The organism is Vogesella aquatica, assembly GCF_028548455.1.
GTDB classification, from domain to species: Bacteria; Pseudomonadota; Gammaproteobacteria; order Burkholderiales; family Chromobacteriaceae; genus Vogesella; species Vogesella aquatica.
In genome coordinates this window covers 27,397-43,163 of record NZ_JAQQLF010000012.1, presented here as the reverse complement: position 1 = coordinate 43,163, position 15,767 = coordinate 27,397, and the positions used below count along the sequence as shown (strand labels likewise).

Sequence of the window (15,767 nt, the reverse complement as noted above, 5' to 3'; positions counted from 1 at the left end):
GACAGCAACACAGACAGAGGAGTGTGACCGGATGTCCCTGCACAGCTACCAGCAAGACCTGCCCCAAACTGCGGCCAACCATGTGCCGCTGTCGCCGCTGAGCTATATCGAACGCGCGGCGGCGGTTTACCCGCACCGCACCGCCATCGTGCACGGCAGCCAGCGTTTTAGCTGGCAGCAGGCCTACGAGCGCAGCCGCCGCCTGGCCAGTGCGCTGGCCAGCCATGGCATCAGCAAAGGTGACACCGTGGCGGTGATGCTGCCCAATATCCCGGCCATGCTGGACTGCCACTTTGGCGTGCCGATGTGCGGTGCCGTGCTGAACACCCTGAACACCCGCCTGGACCCGGAAGCCATCGCCTTCATGCTGCAGCACGGCGAGGCGCGGGTGCTGATTACCGACCGCGAATTCTCGTTCACCATCGCCCCGGCACTGGCGCTGCTGGACAAGCCGCTGCTGGTGATTGATGTAGACGACCCGGAATACGCCGGCCCGGGCCAGCGCCTGGGTAGCATCGAATACGAAGCCTTTATCGCCGGTGGCGACCCGGACTACGCCTGGCAGCTGCCGGACAACGAATGGGACGCTATCTCGCTGAACTACACCTCCGGCACCACCGGCAACCCCAAAGGTGTGGTCTACCACCACCGCGGCGCCTACCTGAACGCCAGCTGCAATATCCTGGACTGGGGCATGCCGCGCCACGCCACCTACCTGTGGACGCTGCCGATGTTCCACTGCAACGGCTGGTGCTTCCCGTGGACCATGGCGGCCAACGTAGGCACCAATGTGTGCCTGCGCCGTGTGGACCCACGCCTGATCTTCGAGCTGATCAAGACCCACCGCGTGAGCCACTACTGCGGCGCACCGATTGTGCACAATATGCTGATCAACGCGCCGGACGACTGCAAACAGGGTATCGAACACCAAGTGAACTGCCTGGTGGCCGGCGCCGCGCCGCCATCGGCGGTGATCGAAGGCATGGAAACCCTGGGCTTCAACATTACCCACGTGTACGGGCTGACCGAAACCTACGGCCCGGCGTCGGTATGCGCCAAGCAAGACGAATGGGCGGACATGGATATCGGTGGCCGCACCGAGCGCAATGGCCGCCAGGGCGTGCGCTATACCATGCAGCAAGGCATGACCGTGATGGACCCGGCCACCATGACCGAAGTCCCGCACGATGGTGAAACCATGGGCGAGATCATGTTCCGCGGCAATCTGGTAATGAAGGGCTATCTGAAAAACGCGCGTGCCACCGAAGAATCGCTGGCCGGCGGCTGGTTCCACACCGGCGATCTGGCCGTGATCCAGCCGGACGGCTACGTGAAGATCAAGGACCGCTCCAAGGACATCATTATTTCCGGTGGCGAGAATATCTCGTCCATCGAGGTAGAAGACGTGCTGTGCCGCTTCCCCGGCGTGATTTCCGCCGCCGTGGTGGCGCTGCCGGACCCGAAATGGGGCGAGGTGCCGTGTGCCTTCCTGGAAATGCGCGAAGGCGTAGACGGCGACGAGGCCGCGGTGATCGAACACTGCCGCGCCCACCTGGCGCGCTTCAAGGTGCCCAAGCGCATTATCTTCGGGCCTATCCCCAAGACCTCTACCGGCAAGATCCAGAAGTTTCTGCTGCGCCAGCAAACCAACGCTGCCGCAGCCATCCAGTAACCCGCCGCACCGGCAGCGCCTGCGGCCAACCCTGCAACAGGGGTGTTCTGGTTGGCCGCATCGTGCCGGCATGGCAGGCCTCGTAGCTACGCTGCGAACATTTCCCCCTTATTCCCCCGCCTCGGCGGGGATTTTTTTTGCCCTGCCGCCCGCCGCATTTTGTTGCAAGGCTGCCACGCCCACAGGCCCGCACAGGTGGCCACAGCCAGCAAAAACCCCTGCCAGAGCGCGCCTGGCAGCCAAACAGGCCGCATTCATGTTTCGTTACATTTCACACACAGTTGCGCAAGGTTGACAGGGAATCATCAGGCATAAGCGAGCAAAAGCTCGAGACCAGCCGCCACAGAGCGGCCCCCGCAGCAATACAACCGAGAAACAGGAGAGATCATGACTGGCAATGCAACACACGCCATCCGGCAACACCCGCAATTCGCTACCCTGGTGAAAAGGCGCTCTACCCTGGCCTGGACTCTGGCCGCGCTCACGCTGGGCACCTATTACCTGTACATGCTGGTGGTAGCACTGGCACCGGACACCTTGCACCAGGCACTGCACAGCGGCGGCGTGCTGTCTGTCGGCGTACCGGTAGGCGCCGCCATCATCGTGTTTACCTGGGCGCTCACCGGCTATTACGTGTACCGCGCCAATACCGAGTTCGACCGCCTGACCGCCACCATTCTGCAGGAGAGCCAGCCATGATGCGCACCCTCGCTACCCTGCTGGCGCTCTCTGCCAGCCCGCTGGCCCTGGCTGGCCCTGCCATGGCCGGTGCCGTGGAGAAACAGCCGTTGAATGTGGCCGCCATCGGCATGTTCATGGTGTTTGTGGTGCTGACGCTGGGCATTACCTACTGGGCTTCGCGCCGCACCCGCTCCGCCAGTGACTTCTACACCGCAGGCGGCGGCATTACCGGCTTCCAGAACGGCCTGGCCATTGCCGGCGACTACATGTCTGCCGCCACCCTGCTGGGCCTGTCCAGCATGGTGTTTGCCAAAGGCTACGATGGCTTTATCTACACTGTCGGCTTCTTTGTAGGCTGGCCCATCATTACCTTCCTGATGGCCGAGCGCCTGCGTAACCTGGGCCGCTTCACCTTTGCCGACATCGCCAGCTACCGGCTGGACCAGACCAAGATCCGCACCTTTGCCGCCTTCGGCTCGCTGACCGTGGTGAGCTTCTACCTGATCGTACAGATGGTGGGTGCCGGCCAGCTGATCCAGCTGCTGTTTGGCCTGGATTACCCGGTAGCCGTGGTGGTGGTTGGCGTGGTGATGATGGCTTATGTGATCTTTGGCGGCATGATCGCCACCACCTGGGTACAGATCATCAAGGCCGTGCTGCTGCTGGCTGGCGGCACCACGCTGGCCTTCATGGCCATGTCGCGCTTTGGCTTCAGCTACGAAACGCTGGCACGCGAAGCCATCACCGTACACAAAGATGGCCTGGGCATGATGGGCCCGGGCAGCATGCTGGCCGACCCGGTGAACGTGGCGTCGATGTCGCTGGGCCTGGTATTCGGTATTGCCGGCCTGCCGCACATCCTGATGCGCTTCTTTACCGTGCCCAATGCCAAGGAAGCACGCAAATCGGTGTTCTACGCTACCGGGTTTATCGGCTTCTTCTTTCTGGTGGTATGCACACTGGGCTTTGCTGCGGTGGTGATCATCGGTAAAGACCCGCAGTACTTTGTGAACGGCGAGCTGGGTGGCAAGCTGGTAGGCGGCGGCAATATGGTGGCCATGCATCTGGCCAAAGCCGTGGGCGGCAACCTGTTCCTGGGCTTCTTGTCTGCCGTGGCCTTTGCCACCATCCTGGCGGTGGTCGCCGGCCTCGCGCTGGCAGGCGCGTCGGCCATCTCGCACGACTTGTACGCTACCGTGATCAAAAAGGGCAAGGCGGATGAAAAGAGCGAGCTGAAAGTGTCGCGCATTGCCGCGGTCGCCATCGGCGTGCTGGCGATTGTATTGGGCATCCTATTCGAGAAGCAGAACGTGGCCTTCCTGGTAGGCCTGACCTTTGGTGTGGCAGCGTCCACCAACTTCCCCATCCTGATCCTGTCCATGTACTGGAAAGACCTCACCACCCGCGGCGCGCTGCTGGGCGGCTTTAGCGGCCTGATTTCGGCGGTGACGCTGGTAATCCTGTCCAAGGCGGTATGGGTCACGGTACTGGGCAACGAAACCGCCATCTTCCCGTACGAGCACCCGGCACTGTTTTCCATGCCGCTGGCCTTTGCCGTGAGCATTGTGGTGTCGCTACTGGACCGCAGTGCCGCCGCGGCAACCGAGCGCGCCCGCTTCGACGACCAGTTTGTGCGCGCACAAACCGGCCACGGTGCCGCGGGCGCACACAAGCACTAAGCAGAGCACTTGCGGCCAACCTTGGCCGCAAGCCAGTGCAGCCACCCTGCGGGGTTAATGCCAGTCAGTTAACGCTGACTGGCGCTTTTTTTGGCTAGGGGTTTGTTGTGTTTGAAGAGTGCTATTGTGTCCGCGATGCGGACGATGATTAGATGCCGGTTCCGCCCGGCAAACGGGAAAGGGGGCGGATTGCCGCCCCCTTTTCATTCCCCCGCAACCCGGGGCTGCTCGAAACCCCGGTCAAAATGGCACGCCCCAGGCGCCGCCGAACTCGCATCGCTGAGCAAATCAAAGATTTGCACGCAGATCGCTAACGGCTCGGGGCTCAAACAAATCGGCGTCTTAAAACCTGGGGCGCACCATTTTGACCGGCTCGCGCCAACGGGATGGAGCGCTACACTCACGCCCTCCTACCTGATGGCCAAGCACATTCGCCTAACTGACTGGCATTACCCTGCGGGGTGGCTTTTTCATGCGGGCCACAAAGCAAAACCGCCTGCCAGCTTGCGCTGACAGGCGGTTTATCTACCCTGCCGTAACAGGGCTATCTGGCTTAGGCGCCGGATTTCAGACCGAAGTCACCCTGGGCAGCCGGGGCTGCCGGGTTGTCCAGCAAAGCCTTGATCGACAGGCGAACGCGGCCGCGGTCGTCCATCTCGATGGCCTTTACTTTCACGATCTGGCCTTCTTTCAGGTAGTCGGACACGTTCTTGATGCGCTCGTGAGCGATCTGCGAAATGTGTACCAGACCATCTTTGCCCGGCATGATGGACACGATGGCGCCCACGTTGTTGTCCAGAATCTTCACTACCGGGCCTTCGTAGACTTTGCCTACTTCAACTTCAGCGGTGATTTCTTCGATACGCTTCTTGGCAGCTTCAGCACCTTCGTTGGATACGGAGGCGATGGTGATGGTGCCGTCTTCTTCGATGTTGATCTCGCAGCCGGTATCTTTGGTGATGGCGCGGATGGTTTCACCACCTTTACCGATCACTTCGCGGATTTTCTCCGGGTTGATCTTCATCACGTACAGACGCGGCGCGTGAGTGGACAGCTCTTGCGGGCCTTCGATGGCTTCTTTCATGTGACCCAGGATGTGCAGACGGCCGTCTTTGGCTTGTTCCAGCGCGATCTGCATGATTTCCTTGGTGATGCCCTGGATCTTGATATCCATCTGCAGGGCAGTCACGCCAGCGGCGGTACCGGCTACCTTGAAGTCCATATCGCCCAGGTGATCTTCGTCACCCAGGATGTCGGTCAGCACGGCAAAACGGTTGCCTTCCAGGATCAGGCCCATGGCGATACCGGCCACGTGGGCTTTCAGCGGTACACCGGCAGACAGCAGTGCCAGGCAGCCGCCACACACGGAAGCCATCGACGAGGAGCCGTTGGATTCGGTGATTTCGGAAACCACACGCATGGTGTAGCCGAATTCGGTTTCGGACGGCAGTACTTGTGCCAGAGCACGCTTGGCCAGACGGCCGTGGCCGATTTCGCGGCGTTTTGGCGGGCCCATGCGACCAGCTTCACCGGTGGAGTACGGCGGGAAGTTGTAGTGCAGCATGAAGCGGTCGGTGTATTCGCCGGCCAGTGCGTCGATGATCTGCTCGTCCTGCTTGGTGCCCAGGGTGGTGGTCACGATAGCCTGGGTTTCACCGCGGGTGAACAGCGAGGAGCCGTGTACACGTGGCAGCACGCCGGTGCGGATGGCGATCGGGCGTACGGTACGGGTGTCGCGGCCATCGATACGTGGCTCGCCGGACAGGATCTGGCCACGAACGATTTCGGCTTCCAGCGACTTGAAGATGCCCTTGATCTCGTTGGCCACCAGGGTATCGGTGTCTTCGTTGATCAGTGCGGCCTTCACGGCAGCCCAGGCAGCATTCAGCGCTTCGGAACGTGCGCCTTTCTGGCGGATGCGGAAGGCGTTGGCGATGGCTTCACCGGAGATGTCACGGATCTGGGCGATCAGTGCTTCGTTCTTGGCCGGCGCTTCCCAGTCCCACATTACCGGGTTCACTTCGTCAGCAAACTCGTTAATGGCGGTAATGGCAGCCTGCATCTGGTCGTGGCCGAATACCACGGCGCCCAGCATCACGGCTTCGGACAGTTCTTTGGCTTCGGACTCAACCATCAGTACGGCACGCTCGGTACCGGCTACCACCAGGTCCATTTCCGAAGTCAGCAGCTCGGTTTTGGTCGGGTTCAGGATGTACTCGCCGTTGGCGTAACCTACGCGCACGGCACCGATCGGGCCATTGAACGGCAGACCGGAAATGGCCAGCGCGGCGGAGGCACCGATCATGGCTGGCACGTCGGAATCCACTTCCGGGTTCAGCGACATCACGGTGGCCACGATTTGTACGTCGTGGTAGAAGCCTTCCGGGAACAGCGGGCGGATCGGGCGATCGATCAGGCGGCTGGTCAGGATTTCTTTTTCGGACTGTTTGCCTTCACGCTTGAAGAAACCACCCGGGATCTTGCCAGCAGCGTAAGTACGCTCCAGGTAGTCCACGGTCAGCGGGAAGAAATCCTGGCCTGGTTTCACGTTTTTGGAGCCGACAACCGACACCAGAACCACGGTATCTTCTACCGATACCAGTACTGCGCCGGAGGCCTGACGCGCTACTTCACCGGTTTCCAGGGTAACGGTGTGTTTGCCGTACTGGAACGACTTGGTAATTTTGTTAAACACTTGAGGTGCCCTTCATTAGGTACTTTATGCAACGGGAACCCCTACGAATCGGCACCAGCTTGATGCAGATTTATAGAGGCTCCCCCCGTTGACTCAATAACTTACAGATACTGCCACTGCAGAAACGAAAAAGTCGCAGACGGGCTGCGACTTTTTCGAATTCAAACCGATTACTTGCGCAGACCCAGACGAGCGATCAGAGCGCGGTAGCTTTCAGCGTCAGTGCGCTTGAGGTAGTCAAGCAGACGACGACGACGGCTCACCAGTTTCAGCAGGCCACGACGGCTGTGGTGATCTTTGGTGTTGGCTTTGAAGTGCGGAGTCAGGTCATTGATACGAGCGGTCAGCAGGGCTACTTGAACTTCGCTGGAACCGGTGTCGTTTTCTTTACGCTGGAAATCTTTAACGATGACTGCTTTTTTTTCGGCGTTCATTGCCATGAGGAATTACTCCAATATCGGTTTAGGGCGGTAAAGCCCGACAAGTGCGGCGAGCCGGAACCCACCTACACTTCACACAGCGGCTGCCGGAGCAGCCGTTACCCGGACAGGGTGCAACAGACTGTCGTCTCTTGCCTCGGCCAGCCCGAGAAATTCTCGCGTTGCCTCGCGGTATACACGAAAACGGCGCATTGTCTCACACTTTTCCGGCGCACGCACGGCCTGGCCGTGACAAAAACGCTCGGCGTCGCGCGCAGGCAGGGCCTGCTCGCCAAAATGCGCCACCAGCACGTCTATCGGCAGCAATAGTTGGCCGCGCGCCTCGGGCGGCGTAGCCTCCAGCTGCTCCAGCGTGATGGCGTTTTCCAGCAAAAAACCACCCGTCGTGGTGCGGCGCAAACCGGTCAGGTGCGCACCGCAACCCAGCATCTCGCCAATATCCTGCCCCAGCGTACGGATATAGGTGCCCTTGCTGCACAGTACGTCGATCACGGCAGTCGTGCCGTCAAACGAGATCAGGTCGATGCGGTGAATGGTGACATCGCGCGCCTCGCGCTTGATCTCGATACCTTCGCGCGCGTACTCGTACAGCGCCTTGCCCTGATGCTTCAGCGCCGAATACATCGGCGGCACCTGGCTGATGGGGCCGGTATGCGCAGCAATGGCGGCCTGCAGCTGCGGCAGCGTAAACGCTACCGGGCGCTGCAATAGCACTTCGCCCTCGATATCGCCGGTGGTGGTGACCTCGCCAAACTTGACGGTGGCGCGGTAGCCCTTGTCGGCATCCAGCAGATACGAGGAAAACTTGGTAGCCTCGCCAAAACACAGCGGCAGCAAGCCGGTAGCCAGCGGGTCCAGCACGCCGGTATGGCCACCTTTGGCCGCACTGTACAGCCAGCGCGCACGCTGCAAAGCGGTGTTGCTACTTAGCAGATAAGGCTTGTCCAGCAGCAGCACGCCATTGATAGGCAGCTTTACGCGACGCGGTGCACTCATGCTTTATCGCTACCCTCTTCGCCCTCGTCGCCGTCATCTGCGTCAAGGTTGGCCGCATCGTCGTGCTCGACGGTGGTGGCATTGCCGTTCACTTCGTCAATCAGGCGGCTCATGTATACACCGCGCTCGATGGAGTCGTCGTAAACAAAGTGCAGCTGCGGGGTGGTAAAGATCTGCAGCACACGGCCAATACCGTTACGCAGGTAGCCGGCGGCGCTTTCCAGCGCTTCCTGGGTAATTTCGCGCTTGTTCTCGTCCATCACGGTGTAGAACACCTTGGCGTGCGAGTAGTCACGGGTAACGTCTACCGCAGTAATGGTGACCCAACCCACACGCGGGTCTTTCAGGCCCTTGCGGATCAGCTCGGCCAGCTCGCGCTGGATCTGCTCGGCGATACGGTCCGAGCGGGAAAAACCTTTTTTGGCTTTAGCCATGATCTGATACTCCTGGCCACCCCACCCGCCATGGCACACAGCCCTGCCCAGGCGGATTTTTGTGGCTTAAACAAGAAAAGGCGAGTGCCCGCCGGCCATGCGGCCAACCTGGCACCCGCCTCTATATCACTGCATTACAGAGAACGTGCGACTTCCACGATCTCGAACACTTCCAGCTGGTCGCCTTCCTGGATATCGTTGAAGTTCTTCAGCATCAGGCCGCATTCGTAGCCTTGCTTCACTTCTTTCACGTCGTCCTTGAAGCGCTTCAGGGAGTCCAGCTCGCCAGTGTGAACCACCACGTTGTGACGGATCAGGCGGATGCTGGCTGCACGCTTGATGATGCCATCGGTCACCATGCAACCTGCAATGTTGCCCACCTTGGACACGGAGATCACCTGACGGATTTCCACGGTACCAATGATCTGCTCTTTACGCTCTGGCGCCAGCATGCCGGACATGGCGGCCTTCACGTCGTCCACCACATCGTAAATGATGTTGTAGTAACGGATTTCCACGCCTTCGCTCTCCGCCAGCTTGCGCGCTGCCGCATCGGCGCGGGCATTGAAGCCCACCACGATAGCCTTGGACGCGATCGCCAGGTTGATGTCGGACTCGGAAATGCCACCCACACCGGAGTGCAGGATGTTGACGCGCACTTCTTCGGTAGACAGCTTTTGCAGGCTGCCGGCCAGTGCTTCGTACGAACCCTGTACGTCTGCCTTGATGATGATAGGCAGGTTCTGCACTTCGCCTTCGGACATCTGGGCAAACATGTTTTCCAGCTTGGCAGCTTGCTGCTTGGCCAGGCGCACATCACGGAACTTGCCGGCACGGAACAGGGCGATTTCACGCGCCTTCTTCTCGTCGGCCAGTACCATGGCATCTTCACCGGCAGACGGCACGTCGGACAGACCCAGGATTTCTACCGGGATAGCCGGGCCGGCTTCGTCGATCGGCTTGCCGTTTTCGTCCACCATGGCACGCACGCGGCCAAAGGCGGTACCAGCCAGCACGATGTCGCCCTTCTTCAGGGTACCGGACTGTACCAACAGGGTCGCTACCGGGCCACGGCCTTTGTCCAGACGCGCTTCCACGATAATGCCCTTGGCAGGTGCATCGACGGCAGCGGTCAGCTCCAGCACTTCAGCTTGCAGCAGGATGGCTTCCAGCAGCGCATCGATGTTCAGACCCATTTTGGCCGACACTTCGATGAACTGGGTATCGCCACCCCAGTCTTCCGGCACCACTTCGTGGGCAACCAGTTCCTGGCGGATACGCTCGGCGTTGGCGCCTTGCTTGTCGATCTTGTTCACGGCAACCACGATAGGCACACCGGCCGCTTTGGCGTGGTGAATCGCTTCGATGGTTTGCGGCATTACGCCGTCGTCGGCGGCCACTACCAGTACCACGATATCGGTCGCCTTGGCACCACGGGCACGCATGGCGGTAAACGCTTCGTGACCCGGGGTATCCAGGAAGGTGATCATGCCGCGGTCGGTTTCTACGTGGTAGGCACCGATGTGCTGGGTAATGCCACCGGCCTCGCCTGCAGCTACTTTGGCGCGACGGATGTAGTCCAGCAGCGAGGTTTTACCGTGGTCAACGTGACCCATTACGGTTACCACCGGCGGACGGGCAATCTGCTCGGCCACTTCGATGGTTTCACCATCGGCCAGGTAGGCTTCCGGATCATCCGCCTGGGCAGCTTTACCCACGTGACCCATTTCTTCCACGATGATCAGCGCGGTTTCCTGATCCAGCACCTGGTTGATGGTCACCATCATGCCCATCTTCATCAGCACCTTGATCACCTCGGCAGCTTTCACCGCCATACGGTGGGCCAGATCACCAACGGTGATGGTTTCCGGCACCAGTACTTCGTGCACGATAGGCTCGGTTGGCGCCTGGAATGCATGCTGGTTATTACTGTTTTTGTGCTTGCCACCGGACTTGCGCGATTTCCAGTCGTTGCTGGTATCGCCACCACGGGTTTTCAGGCCTTTGCCTTTTTTACCGTCGTTCCAGTCTTTGCTGCCACCCTTCTTGGCCGGGCCGCGCTTGTCGCCTGGACGCGCATCACCAGCAGGGGCCGGCGCAGTCGTCGCTGCAGCTGGGCCGCGGGCCGGGGCCGCACCACCTGCCGCAGGGCGTGCACCCTGGCCGGCCGGACGTTGCTGACCACCCTGACCAGGGCGCTGCCCCTGGCCTGCCGGGCGCTGACCCTGACCTGCCGGGCGGTCGCCACGCGGTGCATCGGTACGCTGGCCGGCAGCAGCAGGCTGCATGCGCGGCTGGGTAGGCTTGGCCGAACGCGGCAGCTCTTCCGCTTTAGGCTCTGGCTTCACTTCCACAACCGGCTTGGCCGGGGCAGCAGCTTCGGCCTTGGCCGCCAGACGACGCGCTTCACGCTCCTGCTTTTCACGCAGCAATGCCTGCTGGCGTGCACGGAATTCTGCCTGACGACGCTCTTCAGAGGCGCGGGCATCCATTTCTTCCTGGCTCAGGATGGAAGTCGGCGCCGGACGTGTCAGCGTAGGCTGCTTCACCGGTGCAACCGGTGCGGCAACTTCGGCTGCCGGCTTGGCGGCTGGCTTGGCTTCTGCCTTTTTCTCTTCCACTTTCTTTTCTTCGGCTTTTGGCTCGGCAACCGGCTTGGCAGCTACTGGCGCGGCAACCGGCTTGGCGGCTTCCACTACCGGGGCTGCGGCCTGCGGTGCAACAGCTACCGGCTCGGCCGCCTTGGGGGCTTCAGCGGCAGGTGCCGCTGCGGCAGGCTGGTCTTCCGGGCGTACAAAAGTACGCTTCTTGCGCGTTTCCACTTTGACGGTACTACCTGCGGCAGTGTGGATCTCGCTGGTTTGCTTACGGGTCAGCGTTACCTTGCCTTCGTCACGCGCGCCATGCGACGTTTTCAGAAAGTCCAGCAACTGCTTTTTATCCTGCTCGGTCAGCGTGTCATCAAAGCCACGCTTGCCTACACCTGCGTTTTTCAACTGTTCCAGAAGACGTTCCGGGGACAAGTTCAGCTCACTCGCAAACTGCTTTACATTCGTTAAAACCATGCGTATTCCTAATTCCTTCTAGCAATCGATCCGTTTGCGGGGCTGGCTCAGTTGAACCAGTGTTCGCGGGCTTTCATGATGAGCGCGCGCGCCGCATCGGCCTCAATGCCTGTCATGTCGACCAGATCGTCAACGGCGAGATCGGCCAGGTCGTCACGGGTGGTCACGCCGTTTTCGGCCAGTTTGCGTACCAGCTCGGCATCCAGTCCTTCCAGATCCTTGAGCTCGTCGGCCACTTCTTCCACTTTTTCTTCCGAAGCAATTGCCAGGGTCAGGATGGCATCGCGCGCACGGCTACGCAGCTCGTTTACCAGCGCATCGTCAAAGCCATCGATTTCCAGCATTTCGGAAATTGGCACATAGGCCACTTCTTCCAGTGTTGCAAAGCCTTCCTGCACCAGCAGGGCAGCCATTTCTTCATCGACACCCAGATGGCGGATGAAGTGCTCGCGCAGCTTGGCATCTTCTTCCAGGTGTTTTTCTTCCGCCTCGGTCACCGTCAGGATGTTCAGGTTCCAGCCGGTCAGCTCGGCAGCGAGCTTGACGTTCTGGCCACCACGGCCAATCGCCAGCGCCAGCTGCTCTTCCTCTACCACCACGTCCATGGTGTGGCTGTCTTCGTCCACCATGATGCGGTTCACTTCAGCCGGGGACAGCGCATTGATTACAAACTGTGCTGGCTCGGGCGCCCACAGCACGATATCGATACGCTCGCCAGCCAGTTCCTGGGTTACGGCCTGAACGCGGGAGCCGCGCATGCCGATGCAGGTACCTTGCGGGTCCAGACGCGGGTCATTGGACTTGACGGCCATCTTGGCTCGCATACCCGGGTCACGGGCAGCTTCCTTGATTTCCAGCATGCCTTCTTCGATTTCCGGTACTTCCAGCTCGAACAGCTTGGCCAGGAACTCGCGCGAAGTACGCGACAGCACCAGCTGCGGGCCACGGCCCAGGCGGTCGATACGCATCAGGTAGGCCTTCACGCGGTCACCCACGCGCAGGTTTTCCTTTGGAATCATCTGGTCGCGCGGCAGCACGGCTTCCAGCTTGCCGCACTCCACGATGGCATTGCCACGTTCGATGCGCTTGATGGTGCCGGTAACAAGGCTTTCGCGGCGCTGCAGAAACTCGTTCAGCACCTGTTCGCGCTCGGCATCACGGATTTTCTGCAGGATCACCTGCTTGGCAGCCTGGGCACCAATACGGCCGAACTCTACCGCTTCCATCGACTCTTCGATCACGCCACCCAGCTCGGCGCGCGGGTCACGCTCGCGGGCTTCTTCCAGGCTCAGTTCGCGGTCTTCGTATTCCAGTGCCTCGGCATCCACCACGGTCCAGCGACGGAATGTCTGGTACTGACCGTTATGGCGGTCGATCTCTACACGGACATCCAGTTCGTCTTCGTTAAACTTCTTTTTGGTGGCAGAAGCCAGTGCCAGCTCCAGCGCGGAAAAAACCACCTCGCGGCTAACGTTTTTCTCGCTTGCCAGAGCATCAACCAACAGCAAAATCTCGCGACTCATGCAATCCTCCAAATTCCGTATTCTTGTTCGCGGCCAACGTCCTGCGAATTAAAACTCCGGTTCCAGCCGGGCTTTATCGATATTCGCCAGGGGAATGGCCACGGTGCGACCATCTTCCACGACCAGGCTGACAACGCCATCGGCGATACCTGCGATACGACCCTGAAACCGCTTCTGCTGTTCGACAGGCAGGCGGGTACGGATCTTGGCAAGGCTACCGGTGAAGCGCACGTAGTCCGCTTCTTTCTTCAGCGGACGGTCCAGGCCGGGCGAGGAAACTTCCAGACGCTCGTAGTCAACATTTTCGACCATGAACAGACGCGTCAGGTGATTACTCACGCTAACGCAATCTTCTACGGTAATGCCGCCCGGTTTATCCATAAACACGCGGAAACCACCCCCCGGGGTCATTTCAAAATCTACAAGCTCATACCCCAAACCGGGCAGCGTGTTCTCGAGCAGCAAACGTACATCCATGGGCATCCAATTCCAGAAAAGAAAAATGGGCGAAGAACCGCCCATCCCTAAAATGCCGCGATTATAAACCACTCTGCGACAAAAGAAAACTGAGGTCTGAGGCCGCAAACCAAGCACATGCTTTGCACCAGATGAGACATACGGTACAGTTGCCCTGCGTTCCGAAACGAACGTTTGCCAAAACAATCTATATTTGAGTCTGCATGCAAGCAGATCCCCACCGACGCCACCCGCGAATCACAAGAGGTGGCAGTAAATCCAACACGATGGAGAAGACTATTGCCATGGAAAAAATCTGGCTGAAGAATTACCAGGCAGGTGTTGCCGCCGAGATTGACATCAACGAATTCCAGTCGGTGTCCGAGGTTTTCGAGCGCAGCGCCGCCAAGTTCCGTGACCGCCCGGCGCTGGCCTGCATGGACAAGATCCTGAGCTACGGCGAGCTGGACCAACTGTCGGCCAACTTTGCTTCCTACCTGCAAAACACGCTTGGCCTGGCCAAAGGCAGCCGCGTGGCGATCATGATGCCCAACCTGCTGCAGTACCCGATCGCCGTATTCGGCACCCTGCGCGCCGGCTGCACCGTGGTCAACGTCAACCCGCTGTACACCCCCCGCGAACTGGAACACCAGCTGAAGGATTCCGGCACCGAAACCATCATCATCCTGGAAAATTTTGCCAACGTACTGGAGCAGGTTCTGCCGCGCACGCCAGTCAAGAATGTGGTGATCGCCAGCATTGGCGACCTGCTGGGCTTCCCCAAGCGCCTGATCGTCAATTTCGTGGTACGCAAGGTCAAGAAAATGGTGCCGCCCTGGCACATTGCCCGCCACACCGGCTTCAATGACGCCCTGGCTGCCGGTGCGCGCCAACCGATGCGCAAGGTCGACATCGACCACGACGACATCGCCTTCCTGCAGTACACCGGCGGCACCACCGGCGTCTCCAAGGGCGCCATGCTGACCCACGCCAACATCATCGCCAACATGTTGCAAGCCGGCGAATGGGTAAAACACGCCGTGCGCGAAGGCCAGGAGATCATTGTCACTGCCCTGCCGCTGTACCATATCTTCTCGCTGACCGCGAACCTGATGGTGTTTACCGAGCTCGGTGCCATGAGCATCCTCATCACCAACCCGCGCGACATCCCAGGCTTTGTAAAAGAGCTGAAAAAATACAAGGTTACCGCCATCACCGGCGTCAACACGCTGTTTAACGCCCTGCTGAACAACCCGGACTTCAAGACCGTAGACTTCTCCACCTGGCGCCTGGCGCTGGGCGGTGGCATGGCGGTGCAGAAAGCAGTGGCCGACAAATGGAAGGACATCACCGGCACGCCGCTGATCGAAGCCTACGGCCTGACCGAAACCAGCCCGGCCGCCTGCATCAACCCGCTGGATCTGAAAGCCTACAACGGCACCATTGGCGTACCGATTCCGTCCACCGACATCCAGCTCCGCGACAATGAAGGCCGCGAAGTCGCCCCGGGCGAATCCGGCGAGCTGTGCATCCGCGGCCCGCAAGTGATGAAAGGCTACTGGCAGCGCCCTGAAGAAACGGCCAAAGTCATCGACAGCCAAGGCTTCCTGGCCACCGGCGACATAGCCATCATTACGCCAGAGGGCTACGTGAAGCTGGTAGACCGCAAGAAAGACATGATTCTGGTGTCCGGCTTCAATGTGTACCCGAACGAGATCGAAGACGTGGTGGCCTTGCACCCGGGCGTGCTGGAAGTAGCGTGCATCGGCATTCCGGACGAGAAATCGGGCGAGGTGGTAAAGGTGTTCGTAGTAAAGAAAGACCCGGCGCTGACCGAGGCCGATGTGCTGAGCCATTGCCGCACCAACCTGACCGGCTACAAGGTGCCGAAATTGGTAGAGTTTCGCCAGGAGCTGCCCAAGACCAACGTGGGCAAGATCCTGCGCCGCGCACTGCGCGATACCGAGGTCAAACCGAACTGAACAGCCGCCACGGCTTGTACACAACCCGCCGCCAAGGCGGGTTTTTTCTTGCCTGCGGCCAAGCCCGCGGGCAACACGATAAATGCCATCGCGCCGTGTTTCGCGTTAGACTAAGCGCATGAACGTCACCTGCCCCGCGCACCG

Annotated in this window: 11 protein-coding genes; 4 read left to right on the top strand and 7 right to left on the bottom strand. The window is 60.0% G+C overall.

Annotation, left to right across the window (positions count from 1 at the left end):
- Positions 1 to 31: 31 nt before the first annotated feature.
- The 3 genes from PQU95_RS10785 (at position 32) to PQU95_RS10775 (ending at position 4,032) form a co-directional block, all read left to right on the top strand.
- The gene (locus tag PQU95_RS10785; RefSeq protein ID WP_272752002.1) at positions 32 to 1,672 is read left to right on the top strand and encodes an acyl-CoA synthetase; all 1,641 of its coding nucleotides are present in this window, start codon (positions 32 to 34) and stop codon (positions 1,670 to 1,672) included.
- 387 nt (positions 1,673 to 2,059) lie between these two features.
- Positions 2,060 to 2,371 (top strand): DUF485 domain-containing protein, encoded by a 312-nt coding sequence (locus PQU95_RS10780; protein WP_017510027.1) that lies wholly within the window; start codon positions 2,060 to 2,062, stop codon positions 2,369 to 2,371.
- A complete protein-coding gene (locus tag PQU95_RS10775; protein ID WP_373321396.1) occupies positions 2,368 to 4,032 on the top strand; it encodes a cation acetate symporter in 1,665 nt (554 codons plus the stop codon). The genes PQU95_RS10780 and PQU95_RS10775 overlap by 4 nt, the downstream gene beginning before the upstream one ends.
- A 553-nt stretch (positions 4,033 to 4,585) precedes the next feature.
- Here PQU95_RS10775 and pnp read toward each other — a convergent pair.
- The 7 genes from pnp to rimP form a co-directional block, all read right to left on the bottom strand.
- Complete coding sequence (gene pnp / locus PQU95_RS10770; protein ID WP_017510025.1) at positions 4,586 to 6,727, bottom strand: polyribonucleotide nucleotidyltransferase; 2,142 nt, start codon at positions 6,725 to 6,727, stop codon at positions 4,586 to 4,588.
- 170 nt (positions 6,728 to 6,897) lie between these two features.
- Positions 6,898 to 7,167 carry a 30S ribosomal protein S15 gene (rpsO, locus tag PQU95_RS10765; protein WP_026108156.1) on the bottom strand — a complete coding sequence of 90 codons (270 nt, stop codon included), beginning with the start codon at positions 7,165 to 7,167 and terminating at the stop codon, positions 6,898 to 6,900.
- Positions 7,168 to 7,239: 72 nt separating this feature from the next.
- Positions 7,240 to 8,163 carry a tRNA pseudouridine(55) synthase TruB gene (truB, locus tag PQU95_RS10760; RefSeq protein WP_272752001.1) on the bottom strand — a complete coding sequence of 308 codons (924 nt, stop codon included), beginning with the start codon at positions 8,161 to 8,163 and terminating at the stop codon, positions 7,240 to 7,242.
- Positions 8,160 to 8,597, bottom strand: coding sequence for a 30S ribosome-binding factor RbfA (gene rbfA, locus PQU95_RS10755; RefSeq protein ID WP_272752000.1), 438 nt, complete (start codon positions 8,595 to 8,597; stop codon positions 8,160 to 8,162). Before rbfA ends, truB begins: the two co-directional genes overlap by 4 nt.
- Positions 8,598 to 8,731: 134 nt before the next feature.
- Positions 8,732 to 11,662 (bottom strand): translation initiation factor IF-2, encoded by a 2,931-nt coding sequence (infB, locus tag PQU95_RS10750; protein ID WP_272751999.1) that lies wholly within the window; start codon positions 11,660 to 11,662, stop codon positions 8,732 to 8,734.
- Between the two features lie 47 nt (positions 11,663 to 11,709).
- Positions 11,710 to 13,185, bottom strand: coding sequence for a transcription termination factor NusA (gene nusA / locus PQU95_RS10745; protein WP_272751998.1), 1,476 nt, complete (start codon positions 13,183 to 13,185; stop codon positions 11,710 to 11,712).
- A 48-nt stretch (positions 13,186 to 13,233) separates the two neighbouring features.
- Positions 13,234 to 13,662, bottom strand: a complete 429-nt coding sequence (gene rimP / locus PQU95_RS10740) for a ribosome maturation factor RimP (protein WP_272751997.1) — start codon at positions 13,660 to 13,662, stop codon at positions 13,234 to 13,236.
- 284 nt (positions 13,663 to 13,946) lie between these two features.
- Here rimP and PQU95_RS10735 point away from each other — a divergent pair, with 284 nt between their 5' ends.
- Positions 13,947 to 15,623 carry a long-chain-fatty-acid--CoA ligase gene (locus PQU95_RS10735; RefSeq protein WP_272751996.1) on the top strand — a complete coding sequence of 559 codons (1,677 nt, stop codon included), beginning with the start codon at positions 13,947 to 13,949 and terminating at the stop codon, positions 15,621 to 15,623.
- The last annotated feature ends 144 nt before the right edge of the window (positions 15,624 to 15,767 follow it).

What these genes read in the sequence shown, in the direction of transcription:
- PQU95_RS10785 (WP_272752002.1), top strand. Translation starts at nt 32, where the DNA reads ATGTCCCTGCACAGCTACCAGCAAGACCTGCCCCAAACTGCGGCCAAC.
- PQU95_RS10780 (WP_017510027.1), top strand. Translation starts at nt 2,060, where the DNA reads ATGACTGGCAATGCAACACACGCCATCCGGCAACACCCGCAATTCGCT.
- PQU95_RS10775 (WP_373321396.1), top strand. Translation starts at nt 2,368, where the DNA reads ATGATGCGCACCCTCGCTACCCTGCTGGCGCTCTCTGCCAGCCCGCTG.
- rpsO (WP_026108156.1), bottom strand. Translation starts at nt 7,167, where the DNA reads ATGGCAATGAACGCCGAAAAAAAAGCAGTCATCGTTAAAGATTTCCAG.
- truB (WP_272752001.1), bottom strand. Translation starts at nt 8,163, where the DNA reads ATGAGTGCACCGCGTCGCGTAAAGCTGCCTATCAATGGCGTGCTGCTG.
- rbfA (WP_272752000.1), bottom strand. Translation starts at nt 8,597, where the DNA reads ATGGCTAAAGCCAAAAAAGGTTTTTCCCGCTCGGACCGTATCGCCGAG.
- infB (WP_272751999.1), bottom strand. Translation starts at nt 11,662, where the DNA reads ATGGTTTTAACGAATGTAAAGCAGTTTGCGAGTGAGCTGAACTTGTCC.
- nusA (WP_272751998.1), bottom strand. Translation starts at nt 13,185, where the DNA reads ATGAGTCGCGAGATTTTGCTGTTGGTTGATGCTCTGGCAAGCGAGAAA.
- rimP (WP_272751997.1), bottom strand. Translation starts at nt 13,662, where the DNA reads ATGGATGTACGTTTGCTGCTCGAGAACACGCTGCCCGGTTTGGGGTAT.
- PQU95_RS10735 (WP_272751996.1), top strand. Translation starts at nt 13,947, where the DNA reads ATGGAAAAAATCTGGCTGAAGAATTACCAGGCAGGTGTTGCCGCCGAG.